15 protein-coding genes and 1 pseudogene are annotated in these 21720 nt (G+C 43.5%); 6 read left to right on the top strand and 10 right to left on the bottom strand.

The annotated features are described in order from the left end of the window. Nucleotides 1-67 precede the first annotated feature (67 nt). Complete coding sequence (gene petA, locus NSMS1_RS13770; RefSeq protein WP_224094163.1) at nt 68-1069, top strand: cytochrome f; 1002 nt, start codon at nt 68-70, stop codon at nt 1067-1069. Nucleotides 1070-1269: 200 nt separating this feature from the next. Here the strand turns inward: petA and NSMS1_RS13765 are convergent, their stop codons facing one another. From NSMS1_RS13765 to psaA, 4 genes are all read right to left on the bottom strand, one after another. Next, entirely contained in the window at nt 1270-1779 is a 510-nt protein-coding gene (locus tag NSMS1_RS13765) for an Imm1 family immunity protein (protein WP_224094161.1), read from the bottom strand. Continuing rightward, nucleotides 1779-2183, bottom strand: a complete 405-nt coding sequence (locus tag NSMS1_RS13760) for a deaminase (protein ID WP_224094159.1) — start codon at nt 2181-2183, stop codon at nt 1779-1781. Before NSMS1_RS13760 ends, NSMS1_RS13765 begins: the two co-directional genes overlap by 1 nt. Before the next feature lie 86 nt (nt 2184-2269). After that, entirely contained in the window at nt 2270-4501 is a 2232-nt protein-coding gene (psaB, locus tag NSMS1_RS13755; RefSeq protein WP_224094158.1) for a photosystem I core protein PsaB, read from the bottom strand. Between the two features lie 125 nt (nt 4502-4626). Continuing rightward, nucleotides 4627-6885: a photosystem I core protein PsaA gene (psaA, locus tag NSMS1_RS13750; RefSeq protein ID WP_224094148.1), complete on the bottom strand. Its 2259-nt coding sequence runs from the start codon at nt 6883-6885 to the stop codon at nt 4627-4629. Nucleotides 6886-7616: 731 nt separating this feature from the next. Between psaA and NSMS1_RS13745 the strand changes: the two genes are divergently transcribed. Next, nucleotides 7617-9134 (top strand): hypothetical protein, encoded by a 1518-nt coding sequence (locus tag NSMS1_RS13745; RefSeq protein ID WP_224094146.1) that lies wholly within the window; start codon nt 7617-7619, stop codon nt 9132-9134. A 66-nt stretch (nt 9135-9200) separates the two neighbouring features. Here the strand turns inward: NSMS1_RS13745 and NSMS1_RS13740 are convergent, their stop codons facing one another. Beyond that, the gene (locus NSMS1_RS13740) at nt 9201-10100 is read right to left on the bottom strand and encodes a glutaminase (protein WP_224094143.1); all 900 of its coding nucleotides are present in this window, start codon (nt 10098-10100) and stop codon (nt 9201-9203) included. Nucleotides 10101-10339: 239 nt separating this feature from the next. Here NSMS1_RS13740 and psaK point away from each other — a divergent pair, with 239 nt between their 5' ends. Further along, nucleotides 10340-10600 (top strand): photosystem I reaction center subunit PsaK, encoded by a 261-nt coding sequence (gene psaK, locus NSMS1_RS13735; RefSeq protein ID WP_067765074.1) that lies wholly within the window; start codon nt 10340-10342, stop codon nt 10598-10600. A 252-nt stretch (nt 10601-10852) separates the two neighbouring features. Here the strand turns inward: psaK and ftsH are convergent, their stop codons facing one another. Beyond that, nucleotides 10853-12754, bottom strand: a complete 1902-nt coding sequence (gene ftsH, locus NSMS1_RS13730) for an ATP-dependent zinc metalloprotease FtsH (protein WP_317986595.1) — start codon at nt 12752-12754, stop codon at nt 10853-10855. A 389-nt stretch (nt 12755-13143) separates the two neighbouring features. Here ftsH and NSMS1_RS13725 point away from each other — a divergent pair, with 389 nt between their 5' ends. Continuing rightward, nucleotides 13144-13689, top strand: coding sequence for an NADPH-dependent FMN reductase (locus NSMS1_RS13725; RefSeq protein WP_224094132.1), 546 nt, complete (start codon nt 13144-13146; stop codon nt 13687-13689). A gap of 174 nt (nt 13690-13863) precedes the next feature. On the opposite strand, the pseudogene NSMS1_RS13720 reads toward NSMS1_RS13725, so the two are convergent. From NSMS1_RS13720 to NSMS1_RS13710, 3 genes and pseudogenes are all read right to left on the bottom strand, one after another. Then, a pseudogene (locus NSMS1_RS13720) lies at nt 13864-14954 on the bottom strand (ISAs1 family transposase). 128 nt (nt 14955-15082) lie between these two features. Continuing rightward, nucleotides 15083-15487, bottom strand: a complete 405-nt coding sequence (locus NSMS1_RS13715; protein WP_224094123.1) for a phosphomannose isomerase type II C-terminal cupin domain — start codon at nt 15485-15487, stop codon at nt 15083-15085. A 262-nt stretch (nt 15488-15749) separates the two neighbouring features. After that, a complete protein-coding gene (locus NSMS1_RS13710; protein ID WP_224095228.1) occupies nt 15750-17093 on the bottom strand; it encodes a PQQ-dependent sugar dehydrogenase in 1344 nt (447 codons plus the stop codon). Between the two features lie 167 nt (nt 17094-17260). Between NSMS1_RS13710 and NSMS1_RS13705 the strand changes: the two genes are divergently transcribed. Continuing rightward, complete coding sequence (locus tag NSMS1_RS13705) at nt 17261-17998, top strand: RNA methyltransferase (RefSeq protein ID WP_224094121.1); 738 nt, start codon at nt 17261-17263, stop codon at nt 17996-17998. 306 nt (nt 17999-18304) lie between these two features. Beyond that, on the top strand, nt 18305-19822 hold the full coding sequence (locus NSMS1_RS13700; protein ID WP_224094119.1) for a serine hydrolase: 1518 nt from the start codon (nt 18305-18307) through the stop codon (nt 19820-19822). Nucleotides 19823-20076: 254 nt separating this feature from the next. Here the strand turns inward: NSMS1_RS13700 and NSMS1_RS13695 are convergent, their stop codons facing one another. After that, complete coding sequence (locus tag NSMS1_RS13695; protein ID WP_224094117.1) at nt 20077-21690, bottom strand: S-layer homology domain-containing protein; 1614 nt, start codon at nt 21688-21690, stop codon at nt 20077-20079. Nucleotides 21691-21720: the final 30 nt, after the last annotated feature.

Raw genomic sequence — 21720 nt, 5'->3', positions numbered from 1 at the left:
CAATGACTATTGACTAATGACTATTGACTCTTGACCTTGACTAAATCTAATCGTTGCCCTTATTGAGATGAGAAATGCTTGTACAACAGCGAGGTTAACTCGCAGTGCTAGAGCGATGCTAAAAACATTGCTCGTAGCGATCGCCAGCGTGACGTTTTTCTTCACCAGCGACATTGCCCTTCCCCAGTCTGCTGCTGCATATCCCTTCTGGGCGCAGCAAACCTATCCTGAAACCCCCCGCGAACCTACAGGTAGAATTGTTTGCGCCAACTGTCACCTAGCAGCAAAGCCCACAGAAGTAGAAGTTCCTCAATCTGTACTTCCCGACACCGTATTTAAAGCTGTTGTTAAAATTCCCTACGATACCAACGTTCAACAAGTTGGTGCTGACGGCTCTAAAGTCGGCTTAAACGTCGGTGCTGTACTGATGTTACCCGAAGGCTTCAAGATTGCCCCTCCAGAACGCATTCCTGAAGATATCAAGGAAGAAATCGGTGATCTCTTCTACCAACCCTACGGCGAAGATAAAGAAAATATCGTCATCGTTGGGCCTTTACCCGGTGAACAGTATCAGGAAATTGTCTTCCCCGTTCTTTCTCCCAACCCTGCCAACGACAAGAACATTCACTTCGGTAAGTATGCAGTTCATGTCGGTGGTAATAGAGGACGTGGACAAGTTTACCCCACAGGCGAAAAGAGCAATAACAACGTTTATAACGCCTCTGCTACTGGCACAATCAGCAAGATTGCCAAACAAGAAGGCGAAGACGGTACTGTTAAATATCTAGTAGACATCAAAACTGAGTCTGGTGAGGTTGTTAGCGATACCGTACCCGCAGGTCCAGACTTGATTGTTTCTGAAGGACAAGCTGTTACAACTGGCGATGCTTTGACAAGTAACCCCAACGTTGGTGGTTTCGGTCAAAAAGACGCAGAAATCGTTCTTCAAGATGCCAATAGAGTTGGCTGGTTGATTGCTTTCGTTGCTTTGGTGATGTTAGCGCAAGTCATGCTAGTTCTGAAGAAGAAGCAGGTGGAAAAAGTCCAAGCTGCCGAAATGAATTTCTAACATCTCTGATAAATCAATACTTTTTAGGCAGGCAACAGCCTGTCTTTTTTATTTTGTAGTAGAGGTGGTTGATGGGCGATCGCTTCTTACTATTATGTTATTTGAAATGCTCGAAGCATAAGTTTTTCTCTAAAATTAGTAAAAGCATCAAAATTTTACCTATACCTATAATTTATTAATAGGCAAAGTGATACACATTTTTACACAGCCACTAAAGATTCATCTTCTTGCCAAGTAAACAATGCTTCAAGTTCACCTGATTCAGCAAATCTGTTTGCAGCTATTAGGCATTGGGATAAATCAACACAAATATTCTTAGAATAATTTCCTGCTTGTCCACCTACAACTAATTTTTGCTCATTAGCAGAGTTGGTATTTTGGTTTTTTGCATTTATTAATGCTTGATAGAAAATTGATAGATAAATTTTTTTAACAGAAATATATGAGCTGGTTATTTTATGAGCAATTGAATGCAAAAGAGAATAAAATGTCTCGTTATCTAAAGTTGCAGTAACAATATATTGACCATCATTACCTCCACCAATCATCATATAACTTTGATCATCTGCTTCTAAACTAACTAAAGTTTTACTTTTACCATCTAACTCACAAATAGCCGTTTTGATTTGTTGCCAATTTGGATTTTCAATGACAGTTTCTTCATTTCTGTTTCCTGTCCATTTATCTGTATATAACTTGGATACAAACATTATTTTTTCCTTGTCTTAGGAGCAGTAACATTAATTTTTTTACTTCCACTGGGAGTAATAATTTCTAATTCTTCTATACCTAATTGGTAAGCCATAGAATTAACAGCACCTTGTAAACCACAAGCACGACATAAATCTCTATCTACAGTTAAACGCGCTCTCGTTGCTTTAATACCTGCTTCTAACACTTGTTGAAAAGCATCAGCTTCTGCATGAGTTCTAGAAATATTATTAACCTTTAGAGTTATTTGCCGATGATAGGGATTACTACTAGAATTTACCCCAAAAAAAGTTTGACCATTTATTTCTAGTTTAGCAATTGTTGAGCCGTCAGTTTCACTATCAGCAGGAGGTAAACCCAGATGCTGCCTGTATTCAGCCAAGTCATCAAAAAGACTGTCCATTTTATTTCTACTAATTCCATCCACGAAAAAATCCCCCACCTTACGGCAGGGGATTTTATTACTTACCTACAAAACTAGTAGCCAGATCAACCGAACTTACCAGCTGTGGAGGCGATGAGGAAGGCTGCGTAGGTGAGGACATAGCCGACAGTGAAGTGTGCTAGACCAACTACACGAGCTTGCACGATGGAAAGAGCAACAGGCTTGTCTTTCCAGCGAACGAGGTTAGCGATAGGAGTACGTTCGTGCGCCCAAACTAGGGTTTCGATCAACTCTTGCCAGTAACCTCTCCAAGAGATGAGGAACATGAAACCAGTAGCCCAAACTAGGTGTCCGAAGAGGAACATCCAAGCCCAGACGGACAGGTTGTTCACACCGTAGGGGTTGTAACCGTTGATCAACTGAGCGGAGTTAGCCCAGAGGTAGTCACGGAACCAGCCCATGAGGTAGGTGGAGTTTTCGTTGAACTGAGCAACGTTACCTTGCCAAATACCCAGGTGTTTCCAGTGCCAGTAGAAAGTTACCCAACCTACTGTATTCAATGCCCAGAAGAGAGAGAGGTAGAAAGAGTCCCAAGCGGAGATATCGCAAGTACCGCCACGACCAGGGCCATCACAAGGGAAGGCATAGCCGAAGTCCTTTTTATCGGGCATCAGCTTGGAACCACGAGCATCCAAAGCACCTTTGACTAGGATGAGGGTGGTGGTGTGCAGACCCAATGCGATCGCATGGTGTACCAGGAAGTCGCCAGGGCCAATTGTTAAGAAAAGGGAGTTTGTGCCAGCGTTAATTGCATCTAACCAGCCAGGCAACCAAACGTTACCGTAGTTGGGGTAAGCGGTGTAAGCAACGCTGTCAGGGTTAGACAACAAGGTGTCTAAGCCGTAGAGTACTTTACCGTGAGCAGCTTGAACGAACTGAGCGAATACAGGTTCAATCAAGATTTGCTTTTCGGGAGTACCGAAGGCAACTACTACGTCGTTGTGAACGTACAAGCCCAAGGTGTGGAAGCCTAAGAATAGCGATACCCAGCTGAGGTGAGAGATAATCGCTTCTTTGTGCTGTAGTACACGGTCGAGGACGTTGCCTTTGTTTTGTTCGGGGTCGTAATCACGAACCCAGAAGATTGCTGCGTGAGCAAATGCACCAACCAGCAGGAATACTGCAATGTATTGGTGGTGCGTGTACAACGCTGCCTGTGTTGTGTAGTCCTTAGCAATGAATGCGTAAGGAGGCAGGGCGTACATGTGTTGTGCTACCAGTGAGGTAACGGTTCCCAGCGCTGCCAATGCCAAAGACAATTGGAAGTGTAGGGAGTTGTTGATTGTGTCGTAAAGACCTTGGTGAGGTAGATTGAACTGACCTTCACTCTTGCTACCGGGTACTAAACCAGCTTTAGCATTCAGCATTTCTTTGATGCTGTGACCAATACCGAAGTTAGTGCGGTACATGTGACCAGCAACGATGAAGATAACAGCGATCGCCAAGTGGTGATGCGCCATATCTGTCAACCACAGGGATTCTGTCTGAGGATGGAAACCACCTAAGAATGTCAGAATCGCTGTACCAGAACCTTGGCTAGTACCAAAGATGTGACCTGCTGTATCAGGGTTTTGAGCGTAAACGCCCCAGTTACCTGTAAAGAAGGGTTGCAAACCTGCTGGGTGGGGTGCGGTGGATAAGAAGTTATCCCAACCTACGTGCTGTCCGCGAGATTCGGGGATAGCAACGTGAATCAAGTGACCAGCCCAAGCCAAGGAGCTAACGCCGAACAAACCTGCCAAGTGGTGGTTTAGACGAGGTTCAGCACTCTTGAACCAAGAGAGGCTAGGACGGAACTTGGGTTGCAAGTGCAACCAACCAGCGAATAGGAACAATGCAGCCAACAATAACAGGAAGACGGAACCTGTATACAGTTCACTGTTGGTACGCATACCGATGGTGTACCACCAGTGGTAAACACCAGAGTAGGCAATGTTTACAGGGTTGCTAGCTCCACCTTGGGTAAAAGCTTCAATTGCTGGTTTACCAAAGTGGGGGTCCCAAATAGCATGAGCAATTGGGCGTATATGTAGAGGATCTTTAATCCACTCTTCAAAGTTACCTTGCCAGGCTACGTGGAACAGGAGGCTGGAAGCCCAAAGGAAGATGATTGCCAAATGACCGAAGTGAGTAGCGAAAATCTTTTGGTAAAGATTTTCTTCGGTCATGCCATCATGGCTTTCAAAGTCGTTGCCCATCGCGATCGCATACCATATGCGTCGCGTAGTTGGGTCCTGTGCGAGATCCTGGCTAAATTTTGGAAATTTAGTTGCCATAGGTTGTGATATTTCCTCTGACCTTTAGCCATCATTTATCAGCTTAAGGGTAGTTATGAGTTTTGAGTTAAAGGTATTATTCTATATCCAACAACTCATCACTCATAACTGGGTGTAGCTAATTGCTAGCCTACAGAAAGTATGTGTGCGTGGAAGAATGCCCAGGTTGTAGCAATTCCTCCCAGGAGGTAGTGAGCCACACCAACAGCGCGACCTTGAGTAATGCTCAGAGCGCGGGGTTGGATTGAGGGAGCTACCTTCAGTTTATTATGCGCCCAAACGATGGACTCAATTAATTCTTGCCAGTAACCGCGACCACTGAACAAGAACATTAAGCTGAATGCCCATACGAAGTGTGCGCCTAAGAACATTAATCCATAACCGGACAATGCACTTCCATAGGAGTTGATTACTTGGGAAGCTTGCGCCCACAAGAAATCACGCAACCAGCCGTTGATTGTGATGGCACTTTGGGCAAAGTTACCACCAGTGATGTGAGACACATTACCGGCTGCGTCTACAGTTCCCCATACATCAGACTGCATCTTCCAGCTAAAGTGGAAAATTACAATCGACAGGGAGTTGTACATCCAGAACAATCCGAGGAATACGTGATCCCAACCGGATACTTGACATGTACCACCACGACCGGGGCCATCGCAAGGGAAGCGGAAGCCCAAGTTAGCTTTGTCTGGAATCAGACGAGAACTGCGAGCAAACAGTACACCCTTGAGCAGGATTAGAACTGTTACGTGGATGGTGAAGGCGTGGATGTGGTGGATTAAGAAGTCGGCTGTGCCTAGTGCAATAGGCATCATGGCGACTTTACCACCTACAGCCAATATGCCGCCGCCAAAAGCGTAGCTTACAGGCTCTAAAGCGTTGGGTGCAGTACCACCAGGAGCTAAGGTGTGGATATTTTGTACCCACTGAGCAAACACTGGCTGCAACTGAATTGCTGTGTCAGAGAACATGTCTTGAGGACGACCCAAGGCACGCATTGTGTCGTTGTGGATGTACAGACCGAAGCTGTGGAAGCCAAGGAAAATACAAACCCAGTTCAGGTGGGAAATAATTGCATCCCGGTGACGAAGCACCCGATCCAACAGGTTGTTTTGGTTAACAACAGGATCATAATCCCGCACCATGAAGATTGCCGCGTGAGCAGCACCACCAACAATTAAGAATCCGCCGATCCAAATGTGGTGGGTGAAAATGCACAACTGAGTAGCGTAGTCAGTTGCCAAGTATGGGTAGGGAGGCATCGCGTACATGTGGTGCGCGATGATGATGGTCAAGGAACCCAAGAAGGCAAGGTTAGTAGCCAATTGGGCGTGCCAAGATGTGGTGAGATTTTCGTAGAGACCTTTGTGACCTTCGCCAGTGAAGGGACCTTTGTGGTTCTCTAGAATTTCTTTGATGCTGTGACCGATACCCCAGTTGGTGCGGTACTGGTGTCCAGCGATGATGAACAATACAGCGATCGCCAAGTGGTGGTGAGCAATGTCAGTCATCCACAAGCCGCCGGTAACTGGGTTTAAACCGCCCTTGAAGGTCAAGAAGTCAGCGTACTGACCCCAATTCAAGGTGAAGAATGGGGCTAAACCAGCAGCAAAGCCGGGGAATAGGTCGATCAGCAGGTCTTTGTTCAGGATGAACTCATGAGGCAAGGGGATATCTTTAACAGCCACCCCTGCATCCAGAAGCTTGTTGATTGGTGCGGACACATGAATGATGTGTCCAGTCCATCCCAAGGAACCGCAACCTAGCAATACTGCCAAGTGGTGGTTCAACATCGACTCCACGTTTTGGAACCATTCCAATTTGGGAGCGCGTTTGTGGTAGTGGAACCAACCAGCGAACAAGAACAAGCCTGCTAATACCAAGCCGCCGATAGCTGTTACATATAGCTGGAAGGAGTTAGTGATACCCCAGCCACGCCATACTTGGAACAAGCCAGAGGTGATTTGAATACCGTGGAATCCACCACCAACATCACCGTTCAATATGTCTTGTCCCACAATGGGCCATACGACTTGAGCACTGGGTCTCACGTTCAACGGGTCGCTTAACCAGGCTTCGTAGTTCGAGAACTTCGCGCCGTGGAAAATCATCCCGCTCAACCAAATTGTCACAACGGCTAAGTGACCGAAGTGAGCCGCAAATATTTTGCGGGAGATGTCTTCTAAATCGCTTGTATGTGTATCAAAATCGTGGGCGAGGGCGTGGAGGTTCCAAATCCAGGTAGTGGTTTTGGGACCTCTAGCTAGAGTTCTGTCAAAGTGTCCTGGTTGGGCCCATTTTTCAAATGAGGTAGGAACCGGGTCTTTGTCAACGATAACTCTTGCTTTCTTTTCCTCTCGCTCCGGAGGACTGATTGTCATTCGACCTCCTCTGGTGATAAGGAATGAGGAATCATGAAACCACAAAGTGATCTTTAGTCGCCTTCTCCAGTGATGTGGCTGGAGTAGCGATGAAGGAGCTATGTGGAAATTTGTTTCTGTTGAATTATAAAGTCTTTACTTGTACTTTGTTGGAGACAATTTAACAATAATTCAAAATCGCCGAAATATTTGTCAAATCTGCCTTTCCTGTGCAAAGTTTAAAGCAAAAAGTCAATACTTTCTTGATTTAATTTACAAACAATAACAATTCGTAAAACTTATGTTTCCCTATACCAGAAAGGGTACAAAAATGCTGAGTTCGCCTTTGGTATATTTGTTTTCCATTAATAATTAATATTACCATTCACGATTACTACAAATTGTAAAAAAAATCCTGATTTTTATTTTTTTCTAAAAAGTCGTGCTATGTGATAAAAATTTCACCTTATAGGTCGTAGTATGCGATCGCGCATTTCAGTCACAATAATTCAGGGCTTACCTGTGGGAAGGGTGTAAAAATTCTTGATATCTCTACTTCTTTGCACCTTGCCAAAACTCTGACAAGACCCTTCTCCATAGTGCGTAGTGCTTCTCGTAGAGTACCTCTCCCCCGCTAGGAGAGAGGCTTTAAAACCGCCTGCCTTTATAACTAAAAGGATAGGAGGGTTAGGTCTTTTTAAGGCTTGGTTTCGCAGGTAAGCCCTGTAATTGTTTATCAGAGGGTAGAAAGCATGAATCCTTGGCACAAGAAGCCTTTGGGAAAGTTCCTCCCTGGAAGTTTTGCTATTTTTAGGTGGCTCGTTACATTAGTGTTAGTTTTGGCGCTGGCTAGTTGCGGAGACAAAGCTGTTAGTCAACAAGTACCCTTGGGCTCAACAACCAAACCTCAGCAGATTTCCGGGCAGTTTTCCGAAGTTTCGCCACCAGCAGTCATTCAAGAACTACGCTCAAGTTTAGAAATATATCAACCACAGGTTACTATAATTACGCCTAAAACAGATGAAGTTATCAGTGACAACACAGTCACAGTTAAGTTGCAAGTTAAAGACTTACCAATTTTTAAGCATCCGCAATGGGAACTAGGCCCTCATCTACACGTAATCCTCGACAACCAACCTTATATACCTGTATATGACCTGAGTCAGCCGCTAGTGCTGTCTGATTTGTCTCCTGGTACTCATACTCTGCGCGTCTTTGCTTCCCGACCTTGGCATGAAAGTTTTAAAAATGAGGGTGCTTACGCCCAGACAACATTTCACATTTTCACAACCAGCGACGACAATCATCCCGATTCTAAGCTACCTCTGTTAACCTACAGCCGTCCTCAAGCCAGCTATGGGGCAGAACCAATCTTGTTAGACTTTTACCTAACTAACGCCCCTTTACACTCAGTTGCTAAAGATGACCCTAATGATAAATTTAGTGACTGGCGTATTCGCTGCACTATTAATGGTGAAAGCTTTGTATTTGATCGCTGGCAAGCAGTTTACCTCAAAGGCTTTAACACCGGGAAGAACTGGGTAAAGCTGGAGTTTCTAGATAATCAAGGTAATCCAGTTAAAAATGCCTTTAACACTACAGTTAGATTATTTAACTACCAGCCTAAAGGTAAAGATACTCTCTCCAGAATTGTCAGAGGGGAATTGAAGGCTGATGAGGTACGCGGCATTGTAGATCCCGCTTATGTAGCTAAACCGCCAGTTCCCGAACCCAGTCCGACAGAAACTCCTACCCCAGAACCACAACCAGAAGTAACTCCGACACCGGAAGTTACACCACCACAACCAGAAGTAACCCCGACACCGGAAGTTACACCACCACAACCAGAATTAACTCCGACACCGGAAGTTACACCACCGCAACCAGAATTAACCCCGACACCAAAAGTAACTCCAACACCAACGCCTAAAGCTGAAAAACCAAGATTTGGCGGATTTTTCAGCCGTCCTCGTTCTCAAACATTGCCTAGTGTGAGTCCTACACCACAACCAGAGGCGACAGTTACCCCAGAACTACAGCCAGAGATAACGCCTACACCCCAACCAACGGAAACCCCACAACCAGAGGCGGCTGAAACACCATCACCAATAGTTACCCCAGCAGCACAGCGAGAAGAAACTCCACAACTAGAAGCCACACCTACACCCCAGGCGAGTGAAACACCTGTAACTCAGCCTAAGAGGACAAACTTAGGTGATTATTTCAAACGTCGCCCACGTTCTACAGCAACCCCCACGGTCACAGAGTAAACTAACCCTCTGTGTCTCTGTGCCTCTGTGGTTTAAAAAGATTTTCACCACAGAGACACAGAGAAATTAATGTTTCAAGTGTTGTACTAAAGTTTCAACGAAAGCGATCGCACCTACAGGATTACCTATACTATCTAAGGCGGGACTGTAAGCAGCGATCGCTCCTTGGTCTGGTACTATGGCAAGTAAACCCCCACCAATACCCGATTTCATTGGTAAACCAATTTTGACAGCGTACTCGGCAGAAGCTTGATATAAACCGCAGGTCAACATGACATCGTTGACAATCTGCCGATGCTGTGATGATAATTCACCCTCTAAAGCTAATACTTTTCCAATTAAGGCTAAGTCTTCAACAGTGCCAGATAAGCAGCATATTTGCTCGTATGTGTCAAGAGCTAAATCAAGATTTTCTAGATAACCTTTTTCGCTGAGATAGTTGGCGATCGCAATATTTGCTGGCGAACGAGATAATCTAACAGAAGCCAGCATTGCCTCATCTAACTCCAGTTGACAGCCTACTAACTGGTTTAACCATTTGCGTAAAGAGTGAGTGCGATCGCTAGCGTCTCTTCCTGGTAACTTATCAGCTAGAGTAATTGCCCCACTATTAATCATCGGGTTACGTGGTCTACCCTTATCAGCTACCAGTTGTTCTAAAGAATTAAACGGTGCATCTGATGCTTCTACCCCAACCCATTGAAGAACTTGTTCTGCCCCTAGATGTTCTAATAAATACAACAGGCTTAATGGCTTAATGACACTCATCAGTGGAAAGACATGAGAAATCTTTCCTTGACTATAAAACTTCCCAGATTTAAAGCAGATGTGAACTGCAAACCAATCAGGATCAGCCGCAGCTAATTTTGGGATACGGTTAATGACCTGTCCGCGATTTGTTTGTGTTTTGGCTATTTCCACCCAATCAGACAAATCCATCGCTTCTAGTTGCTCAAGTCTGATCACAATAGATACTATTTTGCGAAAGGAAAGGAGAAAAGTTTTTAGTTTTGATTATTTTTAAATTAGACAGTAACACACTACACAATTAAGTAATCAAACCTTATCTCAGGTTCTCCTCTCTATCTATTAAGTAATGAAAACTAATGTTAAATAATAATGCAAAATCAAGATTCTTCTTGAATTTAGTTGAGGATTTTCCCGATTATATTGTCAATCACGAATAAATTTCAGGAGCTAATCTGGTGTTAACTTCAACCTTACTTGCGGCTGCAACCACCCCCCTGGAATGGAGTCCTACAGTAGGCATTATCTTCATTATTGTCAATATCATTGCCATTACTTATGGCAAGCTGACCATCAAATATCCTAATTCAGAGCCAGCCTTACCCTCACCCAATTTATTTGGTGGTTTTGGTGTACCTGCATTACTAGCGACTACCGCTTTCGGTCATATTTTAGCAGCAGGTCTTGTTTTAGGACTGCATAATTTAGGCAGAATCTAATTAGAAACAGTGAAAAGTCAACAGAGAAAATTACTCACATTGTCGACTACTTACTGATACTAAATGAGGTTTATACCTTGCGCAACATTATAATAGGCTATTACCGAAGTTAAGCTTCAGGTGATTTTTGTTGTGTCTGTAATAAGCCAGAGATTAATTTCTCTGGCTTTTTTCTATGGAAGTTATGCAAATAAGTTGCACATCTGTTTGTATTTGCTGTTAACAGTTGATAGGTAACTGTCAACTGTCAACTTAGTACTGACTATTGACCATAGATAATTGTTCGTCAGTTACTTGGTTTTGGCTTTCAGCAACAATTTTACGGAACAATTCACCCTCAATAGTTTCTTGTTCTATCAACAAATCTACTAACCGTTCCATGACTAGACGATTATTTTGTAGCAATTCTTTTGCTATTTGATAGCAACTATTGATAATTTCTCTAACTTGAGCATCTATTTTGGCTGCGATTTCTTCAGAATAATCTGATTTATTCATCCAGTCGCGTCCTAAGAATACCTCGCCGCCTTGATTTTCCAAAGACAAGGGACCTAATTCAGACATCCCAAACCTTGTTACCATTTGTCGCGCCATTGATGTGACTTTCTGGAGGTCATTACCTGCGCCTGTAGTAACTTCTGGTCTACCAAAAACAATTTCCTCAGCAGCACGACCCCCCAAGGTAGAAGTAATCATTGCTTTGAGTTGGGAGCGAGAAATTAAACCTTGTTCTTCGTTGGGAGTAAACCAAGTTAAACCTTGTGCTTGTCCTCTGGGAATGAGGGTAACTTTCTGCACTGGGTCGTGTTCTTTTAGTAAAGTACCTATTAAACCATGTCCAACTTCGTGATAAGCAATTAAGCGTTTGCTCTTGCTGTCTACCAAGGGTGTGCCTTCCATCCCTGCAACTACTCTATCTACCGCATCATCAATTTCTAGAATTGTGATTGCTTCTTTGCGTCTCCGTGCTGTGAGGATAGCGGCTTCATTGAGTAAGTTGGCTAAGTCTGCACCTGTAAATCCGGGGGTACGACGAGCGATCGCTTCGAGTGATACGCTAGGATCAACTTTCTTATTCCGCGCATGAACTTGCAGAATTTCTAAGCGTCCTTTCAAGTCTGGTGCATCAACGATGACTTGTCTATCAAAACGACCAGGACGCAACAAGGCTGCATCTAAGACATCGGGACGGTTGGTAGCGGCAATAATAATGATGCCGGTGTTACCTTCAAAACCATCCATTTCGGTGAGTAACTGGTTGAGGGTTTGTTCTCTCTCGTCGTTACCGCCACCGATACCTGTACCTCGTTGTCTACCTACTGCATCGATTTCATCAATGAAGATGAGACAAGGTGCATTGTCCTTAGCTTTTTTGAACAAGTCACGGACGCGGGAAGCACCTACACCGACGAACATTTCTACGAACTCAGAACCGGAAATACTGAAAAAAGGAACAGCCGCTTCCCCTGCGATCGCTTTTGCGAGTAAAGTTTTACCTGTCCCTGGAGGTCCTACCAACAGCACACCTTTAGGAATACGCGCACCTACAGCTGTAAATCTTTCTGGCTGCTTGAGGAATGTGACAACTTCTTGTAATTCTTCCTTAGCTTCTTCGATACCAGCTACATCGTCAAACTTCACCCCTGTTTTCGCTTCCATTTGGAAACGCGCTCTGGACTTACCAAAGTTCATGGCTTGGCTAGAAGCATTAGTAGAACGGCGCAGGAACAACAGCATTAAGGCTACTAGTGGCAAAATCCACATCAAGTTAATTAATAACCCTACAGCTGCTCTGCTATTAGCTGAAGAAACTTCGCCAAAGTCAACATTTTTTTGTCTAAGTTTATCAATTAATTCGTTGTTCTGCTCTAACAACCTCACTTGTATTGGTTGTGCGTCTGGCTTTTGAGTTTTTAAATAAACTCTAGCTATCTGTTCAGTTTCATCTAATTCGACTCTTTTAACTTGATCTTGATTAACCTTTTGAATCAACTCCCCGTATGACAGAGACTCGCGCTCTGCTTTCTGCGCTAAGACAGGATTACCACCAAACATTGTTGGTAACATAATCAAACTGGCTGCTAATGCACCAGTCCAAGCAACGCGCTTTGGTGATTGCCGTTTTATCAATGCTTTGTTCCCAAAATTTTTCATAACAATTACCCTTTGTCTGCTGTCATAGGCTGAGTGTCGATTTAAGCCTATTCTTCTAGCAAAAATTGTCTTAACTGGACATCACTTTATCTAATCTAGTCTAACTCTCTTAAGAGGCAGGAGAGTAGGTAGAAAGTAATAGACGACTTAAATAAGTAGTTTGATTCATAAACTCTTAATCAGGATAAAGGGTACAGCTAAGAAGATATGAATATGTACTGAGTATGCTTGAGAAAACCAAACTAAAAGTCCATAACCCTTTTCCTAACCTCCTGTAAACTTTTTCCCTTACCAATTGGTAATTTGACTATAAAGAAATAAATCGTTAAGATAATAAGCAAATTCGTAATGACTTCGTTTTTTAGAAAATCTTAATGATTAGGTGAGTTATGGTAAAAATTGTAGGTATTGCTGGCAGCTTAAGACCAAACTCTTACACTCACTTAGCTTTGCAGTCCGCAGTACAACGTCTAGAAGCTTTGGGTGCAGAAGTAGAAATTATTGATTTGCGGCAGTGGCAGTTACCATTTTGTAATGGTGGCAAAGAATACCCAGAATACCCTGATGTGCAACGCTTACGCGATACAGTCCGCAACAGCGATGGATTAATTTTAGCTACACCTGAATATCATGGTGGTGTTAGCGGCGTATTGAAAAATGCTTTAGATTTGCTGAGTTTTGACGAATTATCGGATAAAGTAACAGGATTGATCAGCGTTTTGGGTGGTCAATCTAACAGTAACGCCTTAAATGACTTGAGATTGATTGTTCGTTGGGTACACGGTTGGGTAATTCCAGAGCAAATTGCTGTGGGACAAGCCTACAGTGCTTTTAGTCCTGAAGGAAAGCTACTTGATGAAAAGCTTTCTCAAAGATTTGACCAATTTGCTCAAAGTTTAATAGAAAATACCCGCAAGCTACGTGGAGTAAATTAGAAATAGGCGAAAGCTTGGGAGTGGGGAATAGAGAGATGAGGGAGATGAGGAGGATGTAGCTTGCTTCTCTAACGAGACGCTACGCGAACCCGCAGGGTGGGCTACGGTGTAGACACAAGTCTGGATAACCTAGTCCCACAATGTTTTGATCCCCCCTAACCCCCCAGGGCTGTTTCATTCTAAAAAGGAAAAAAGTAATTTAATATCATGGGCGCACTGTCGTATGGCTGTGGTTAGGGAATCAAAACCATTGTGAAGCAAGAGGTTAATGATAAAACTACGAATAATCGAGAAGTTAGCAGCAGCATAGCCATCAATCATTTGGCAAGAGTCTTCATCAAAAACAACATCCTTAATCCAATGCAATCGATTTTCAATCCCCCAGTGACCACGAATACCTTGGGCAAAATCTGATGCTGATTGAGACAGTGAACTAATGTAGTAGGCTATTTGTTGATAAGGTTGACCAGCACGAGTACCAACTCGTTCGACTTGAATAATCGACTTTAAACCCACCCAATCAGTGGAAATATTGTTCAAGTTGTCAAACACACAAACTCGACGTTGAGTGAGGCGATCGCTTCTTCGTTCAAGATCAGTATGTGTAGTTGTGGGCTGTGATTGCTGCATATTCTGTTGGAGTTGATGATCAAGTTTTGGCTGATTGGCTTTAACAGCAATCACGTAATCATTGCCACTATGGATGATTTGCTGGACTGTTTTTTTTGACAATGAAGTGCATCAAAACTAAACACCACACCCTTTAAATCTAATACGGCAATTAAGTTTTGAACTGTAGCAATTTCACTGGTGTGCTTGTTATCCATCGTTTGTAACCCGACGACTTGACCTTGGTGACTACTAAATATCGATACCACGCTGATGAATCTTTGGTAGTTACTGCTATAGTCCTGGACTGTCGCCTTGATACTTTTTCCGTCAGTTGCTAACCATTCTAATTCGCTTAATTCTACGTACTGACTTGCCCATTCATTAAATATCTGTGTCAATTCCTCGAAATTCACACGCATCATCACGCGGTGAATTGTCGAGTATGATGGCACTCTATCTTTTGGTATCTCTAGTATTTCGATTAATGATTTTTGATGACGTTTGACGAAATCTCCTAAACCTCTGTAACCTACACAACCGCTCATTGTTCCCATGATCACCAACACCAGTACCAGCCATAATGGGTGTCTTTGTCCTTGCTTTGTCCGAAAATCCCTGACTTTTTTCAGTTGCGTGATTAAGCTGACTGCCATTACTACTCTTCAACAATACACTCACTATCCGATTCAACCATTTTTCTCTTCAGAATGAAACAGCCCTGCTTGCAAAGAGGGGTTAGGGGTGGGTTTTCCCTTCATCTCCCCCCAGTTCTCACTCCCTACTAACTCTCACCCACGGGTTTAACTAAATTCAAATCATAGGGACGTTCTATATCATCCTCGCCTAAATATTCCCCATTTTGAATTTCTAGAATTACTAATGGGATAGACCCTGGATTTTCCACTTTATGTAGTGTTGCTGCGGGGACATAGGTTGACTGATTATGACCTAACAACACTTCTTCATCGCCACAAGTCACCTTGGCAACACCAGAAACTACCACCCAATGTTCATTACGGTGATAGTGGATTTGGGGTTTAATGCCGTGTCTGGGCTTAATTTCCACACGACTAATCCTATAGTTTTCCCCCTCTTCTATAACTTCCACATTACCCCAGTAACGTGAACCTGAATGTGAGGAAGATTCGTTGGCATCTAACTGGCTGTTGTTTTCACTCTGAGTCATAACTAAACTTCTCAGCTAAAGGAATATTAATGTTTTCAGGCAATTCAATTGAAACCAGATTCAGACCAAGAGTAAGATGCACAATATTTTATAGAAATATTATCTGATGATAGTGGCTGCCTTCGCTTGACCTGAAGCCATTAATTGTATCTAATTGACAACCAAGACTAAAATATGGCAGGAGATAGGTGGAGATGAGGGAGTGGGGGGAGACAAGGGAGAAATTCCTACTTAGCACTCAGCACTCATTACTCATCATTCCCTAGCTTCCTGTATACTGAATCCGGTAAATGCGATTGTTGGATTCTTCTGTTACTAACAGACTGCCATCAGGTAAGACTAATAAACCTACTGGTCGTCCCCAAGTTGTTGGTACAGAAGGGTCAAGTAAAAATCCAGTAAGAAAATCTTCGTAGTAGCCTTGTGGTCGTCCTTGGGCGTTAAAGGGAACAAATACAACCTTGTAACCAGTACCGCGATCGCGGTTCCATGAACCCCGAAAAGCTACAAAAGCTCCGTTACGATATTTTTGGGGAAAAGTCTTACCATCATAAAATTGTACCCCTAAAGCGGCTGAGTGTGCTTGAAATAATACATCTGGGGTCAGGGTACGGGCGGCTAAATCTGGGCGTTTACTTTTATCGCCAGTTTTTTGTCGGGGGTCGAGGTTTTTTGGTGTTAGATAAGCATAAGGCCAGCCGTAAAATTCACCCTGGCGAATGCGTGTGAAGTAGTCTGGAACTAAGTCATCCCCAATTCCATCCCGTTCATTGACCGTAGTATAAAGTTCTTTTGTTATAGGATGAAAGTCAAGTCCGACGGGGTTGCGTAAGCCAAAGGCAAAGGTCTGTTTTTGAGAACCGTCTAAATTCATCACTTGTACAGAAGCCCTTGGTAGTTCTTCTTCATCCACATTAGAACGGGAACCAACGGAAACGTATAATTTATCTCCATCAGGTGAGGCTACAACGTTACGAGTCCAGTGTTGATTGTAACCACCACCAGGAAGATCAGCTATTTTTTTACCAGTGCCAGTGAGTTGTTGCTGTCCTTGACTATAGGGAAACTGTAAGACTGCATCGGTATTACCTAAAAAGAAGGAATTGCCAGCAAAAGCCATCCCAAAGGGAATATTTAGCCCATTTTTGGCACTAGCAAAGGTTTGGCGGACATCGGCTACTCCATCACCATCAGTATCGCGTAACAAGCGAATCCGGTTTTGTCTTGTTTCTGTGACTAAAACATCTCCGCTAGGAGTTAGCGCCAACCAACGTGGTGCATCCAAATTGTCGGCAAATACTTTAACTGTAAATCCGGGGGGAACTTTCAGGACTGGTTTTTGGGGGATGGATACTACTTGTGGTGATTTAGAGGCGCTGTCTGTGGCAAAGGGGGCTGGTAAATTCTGTAAGTTGATGCGGATAGGCTGGGGCGAAAACGTTTGTGTGGGGATGAGGTTTTTTCCCTGTGTAGAATTTTGTGCCAGTTGAGCCGAAGGTGTAGATGCTTCTTGAGAAGAATTTTCTAATGAGGCGCTAGTCTGGTTACAGGCTGCTGTAGTCATGAATAGAAACACAGACAGCACAAAAAGCCTAGAAACCTTCATGATAGTGTCGATATACACAACTTTTTTAGTTTAATTTGGTATTTCAATCTTTGTCGCCTCTCATAAGTTTGATTGTGTTGGGAGCTAAAGTCCTGACTACAAAGTCGGTTACAATTATTGAGATATTTAATCAATATTTTTAAGTTAATGAATGGTGGGGGTAAAAGATGGGATTGGCTGGTGTGAGAATTGTGTTGGTGGAACCAGCCGGGCCATTAAATGTAGGTGCGATCGCCAGAGTTATGAAAAACTTTGGATTAGCAGACTTAGTATTAGTCAATCCCCAATGTGATCCACTGTCGGAAGAAGCGATGAGAATGGCAGTCCACGCTAAGGAAATTCTTGAATCTGCTGTTTTATTATCGACTTTACCAGAAGCTTTACATGGATGTGTACGAGCGATCGCCACTACAGGGCGTGATAATGATTGGGGTCTAACTTTAGAAGATCCGAGAATAGCTTTACCTTGGTTATTAGAAGAAATAGGTCAACCCTCGGCACTGATTTTTGGTAGGGAAGACAGAGGTTTAAGTAATGAAGAATTAATCTACGCTCAGAGATTTATTCGTATTCCCACCAGCCCTAATTATTTATCTTTAAATTTAGCCACAGCCGTAGGTATTTGCTGTTACGAATTAGCGCAAAACACCGTACCACCTACAACGCAGGCCCCTAGTGAAAGCGAATTTGCACCTCTAGAACTAGTAGAGGGATTTTATCAGCAATTAGAAAATTTACTCCTCGAAATTGGCTATTTATATCCGCATACAGCAACCAGCCGTATGGAAAAATTTCGCCAACTATATAACCGTGCTTATCTACAAACCCATGAAGTAGGGATGCTGCGCGGGATTTTGCATCAGGTAGAATGGGCAATTAATCAACGACGTGATGATAATTCGTAATTTGTAATTCGTAATTATGCCCAGAGACATTGATTCTCAATTTGGTATAATTCATTGTCTAATATTGACGTAAGCATGTCCCAAAATATTGAATATGGCTTAAACTAAACACAAAAATGCTACAAGTAGCTCAGGATTAGGGACTAGAACCTGACTACTAGGAGTAGAGGAGTGGGGGAGAAATGATTACTCAGTACTCATCACTCAATACTCTCCAGTCCCAATTCCCAGTTCAAGCCGCCTCTGGCGTGATTTTTGGATCGGGAGTCAGCAAGAAAAAATTCGAGTGAGTCACAAGGAGTGGCAGTGGCAGAGTCAGGTGACAAACTAAGAGATTTCTCGCGGCGACAACCCGCCAATCGCCGCCAGCGATCGCGCAAGGTGCAGAAAGTAGAACCGAAAAAAGCTAAAATTTCTAATCAACAGCGTGCGGCTACAGGCGCGGCAATGGTAGCCCGTTCGCCTAATGTTGTACCTGCGCCTGTTGGGGCGGGAAGTCGTAAGCCAAGGCAGGGATTAGTCATGCCTAGCGCGGTCAAACCCATGCCCACAGCCAAAGGTCAGATTCCCCCTTATAACCCTAATAATGTCAAAGTTAGAACAGTAAGAGTGACTAAGCAGCCGATGTCGTCCCAACCTGGTAGACGAGTATCACGTAAAACCCGATTAAAGCCGATGGCTAGAGCCATTTTGTATGGTGTGAGGCTATTAATCATTGGAGTGGGTATTGGTGCGATCGTCGGTACAGCCTTATCAGTTCTAGACCCGGCAAATCGGATTGCTCCCACTGCTACTACATCCAACAATACAACGTCAACTCAAGCACAGCCTACTCCTAATAATCAAGCGGCTGGTCTATTCTTAACTCAAGAAATTACATCTCTGAAGAATACTGTGCAAGAATTAGCGGCTGCTACTCCCGATCTTACCCCTGGAGTCTTCTTGGTAGATTTAGAGACGGGTGGTTATGTGGATATTAATGGAAGTAGTAGTTCGCCAGCCGCTAGCACAATTAAACTTCCTATTCTTGTTGCCTTCTTCCAAGATGTTGATGCAGGCAAGATTCGCTTGGATGAGATGCTGACAATGCAGCAGGAAATGGTAGCAGGAGGTTCTGGTAATTTCCAATACAAACCAGTCGGGACTAAATTTGCTGCTTTGGAAGTCGCCACAAAAATGATTACCATCAGCGACAACACAGCTACTAATATGCTAATTGCTCGGCTGGGAGGTATGGAAGCACTCAATGAGCGTTTTCGCACTTGGGGATTAACTACTACAGCTATTCGTAATTCATTGCCTGATTTACAAGGGACAAACACCACCAGCCCCAAAGAATTAGGAAACATCATGGCTCTGGTGAGTCAGGGCAATTTAGTGAGTATGCGATCGCGCGACCAAATTCTGGATATTATGCGTCAGACAGAGCGCGATAATTTATTACCTTCAGGTTTGGGTGCAGGTGCGAGAGTATACCATAAAACTGGTGACATCGGTACGATGTTGGCCGATGCGGGTTTAATTGATACTCCCACTGGGAAGCGTTATATAGTTGCTGTCATGGTACAACGTCCTAATAACGACCCCCGTGCCGAGAAATTCATTAGCTCAGTTTCCCGTGCTGCTTATCAACAGTTTAGTCAAAGTGCGCCAACACCAACTAATACCACTAGCAGTATCCCCCCTACTGGTTATCCATCGCCAGTTGTGACGGCTCCTGTTCCAACTACACCTATAAATCCTGCTGTGGTTCCTCCCGGAGCTAATAACATTGGGGGCTATTCATCGCCAGTTATCAATCCACAATATTACCCACCAAGATAGAAAGTGAAAGGTAAAGTTATTTACCCAGAACTCATACACTAAGGTTGTCTGTTGAGATTGGGTGTAAGGGTTTGAAAGATTCACATCTTTAATTTTAAGTAAATTCTATGACCTCTCCCCAACCCCTCTCCGACGCGGAGAGGGGCTTAAATATCTTTCAAATATCAACGAAAAATTATGGCTTTGAAGCCTCTCTCCTTGCAGGGGAGAGGTTTGGAGAGGGGTTTTTTAAATTCTTTGAACCTGCTGTCCATTTATCTCTTACCACCAGGAGTCCTTCCGCCTTCGTCGTTGCTGCCACCGTGAGGACGGGAATTACCAGGGTCGCATCCCTCAGCACCATTACCAATTCCTTGGTTACAATGGCGACGTACTTTTTTATCGTCATTATTATCGTTGATTTCCACTTCAGCCCTTTGCTGTGTTGGTTCTACAGCGTAGTTAGAAGGTATATCAGCGACTTCACCAATGCTAACTAACGACTTGTAAATTAAGGCAGAGACTTCGGCTCTAGTTGCCACCTTGTTAGGATTGAGAGTACGGATATCAGGATAATTAACTACAATACCTCTTGCAGTGAGAGCAGCGATCGCACTACGAACATCGCTACGAATAGTGCTAGCATCGCTATAAGCTATAAGAATTGACTCTGTAGAACCTGTAAAGGTGTAGTTAAGTCCTCGCGCCAAAGCTAACAGCACTTCTAGACGAGAAAGGGTTTGGTTCGGGTTGAACTTATTACCAGACACACTTAGAAAGCCTGTTGAGTAGGTTTCGCGGATGGCACTATAAGCCCAATGTCTGGTAGAAACATCCCTAAAGCTGATGGCATTGCGGACTTGCGCCTTAGCAAAGGCTTGACTAATCATTGCCGCAAATTGAGCGCGGGTTAACTGTTCATCAGGGCGGAAACTGCCATCGGGAAAACCTTGGACGATTTGCAAAGCTGCCAATTCAGCGATAAAGTCGTTAGCCCAGTGATTTCCAGATACATCGGTAAACTTGACTTGAATACCGTTAGCGACACCTACCTCTCGATAATTCATCATCATGTCACTGACATCGTAAGTAGAATTATTGTCATTGATGGAAAGAATTTGTACTAAGCGACCGGGTTCAACTTTCAAAGCTTCCGCCAAGCTATAGCTAAAAGTACTAATAGTTTGACGTACTAAGGCAGAACTACCTGTAGTAAAGGAGGTAGGATAAACGCTATTGGTAGCAACGTCAGAGAAACTTTCTGTTTGGAACTGGCTAACATTAATGGTTTGGGAACTGCTGAGAAATGTTACCCTGTCACCGCTAACTTGCGTAAAATAATCGTAAGTGGTTGTGCCTGTGTCTACAATGCCGTCTTGGTTAACATCAACCCCATACACAGTACGAACAACTTGATATTCTGTAGGGTTGGCAGACAGAATGAGATTAACAGTTGTATGTACAGATAATAATTCAAATTCGCTGTAACCGAGGAAGCTGTTTTGAGTATTATACAGACGCACAACTACGCGATCGCCTGCTTTTAATCCTTTGACAAACTCTGCCTTGTGCTTAGTCTTAAACTTGTAATCACCAAGAAACCTTTCTTTTAAGTAGCCTTTTTGACGTTTACCTTTAAAGGAAACACGGGCAATTACATCCGGTAAGTCGCCAGCAGGTTGTAAAATTGCCAAACTAAAACCAGGGGTTTTTGTTCGCACTGAAGTATTAGTACTACTGGTAGAATCTGCTAAAAGTTGTTGAGCTACGGTTGTAGAGACACCTGGATTTGCATAAGCAGAAAGCATCGGAGAAAAAACTGCAATCGATGTGGCAGCTAGAAAAACTTTACTTAAGCGAGATAGGGAACGCGGATTTGTGTATTTCATCTCACATCGTACCAAATGGCTAAAAGACCA

Source organism: Nostoc sp. MS1 (assembly GCF_019976755.1).
Classification (GTDB): Bacteria; Cyanobacteriota; Cyanobacteriia; order Cyanobacteriales; family Nostocaceae; genus Trichormus.
Note: the sequence above shows the minus strand (reverse complement) of the source record. Positions and strands in the feature narration are given on the sequence as shown.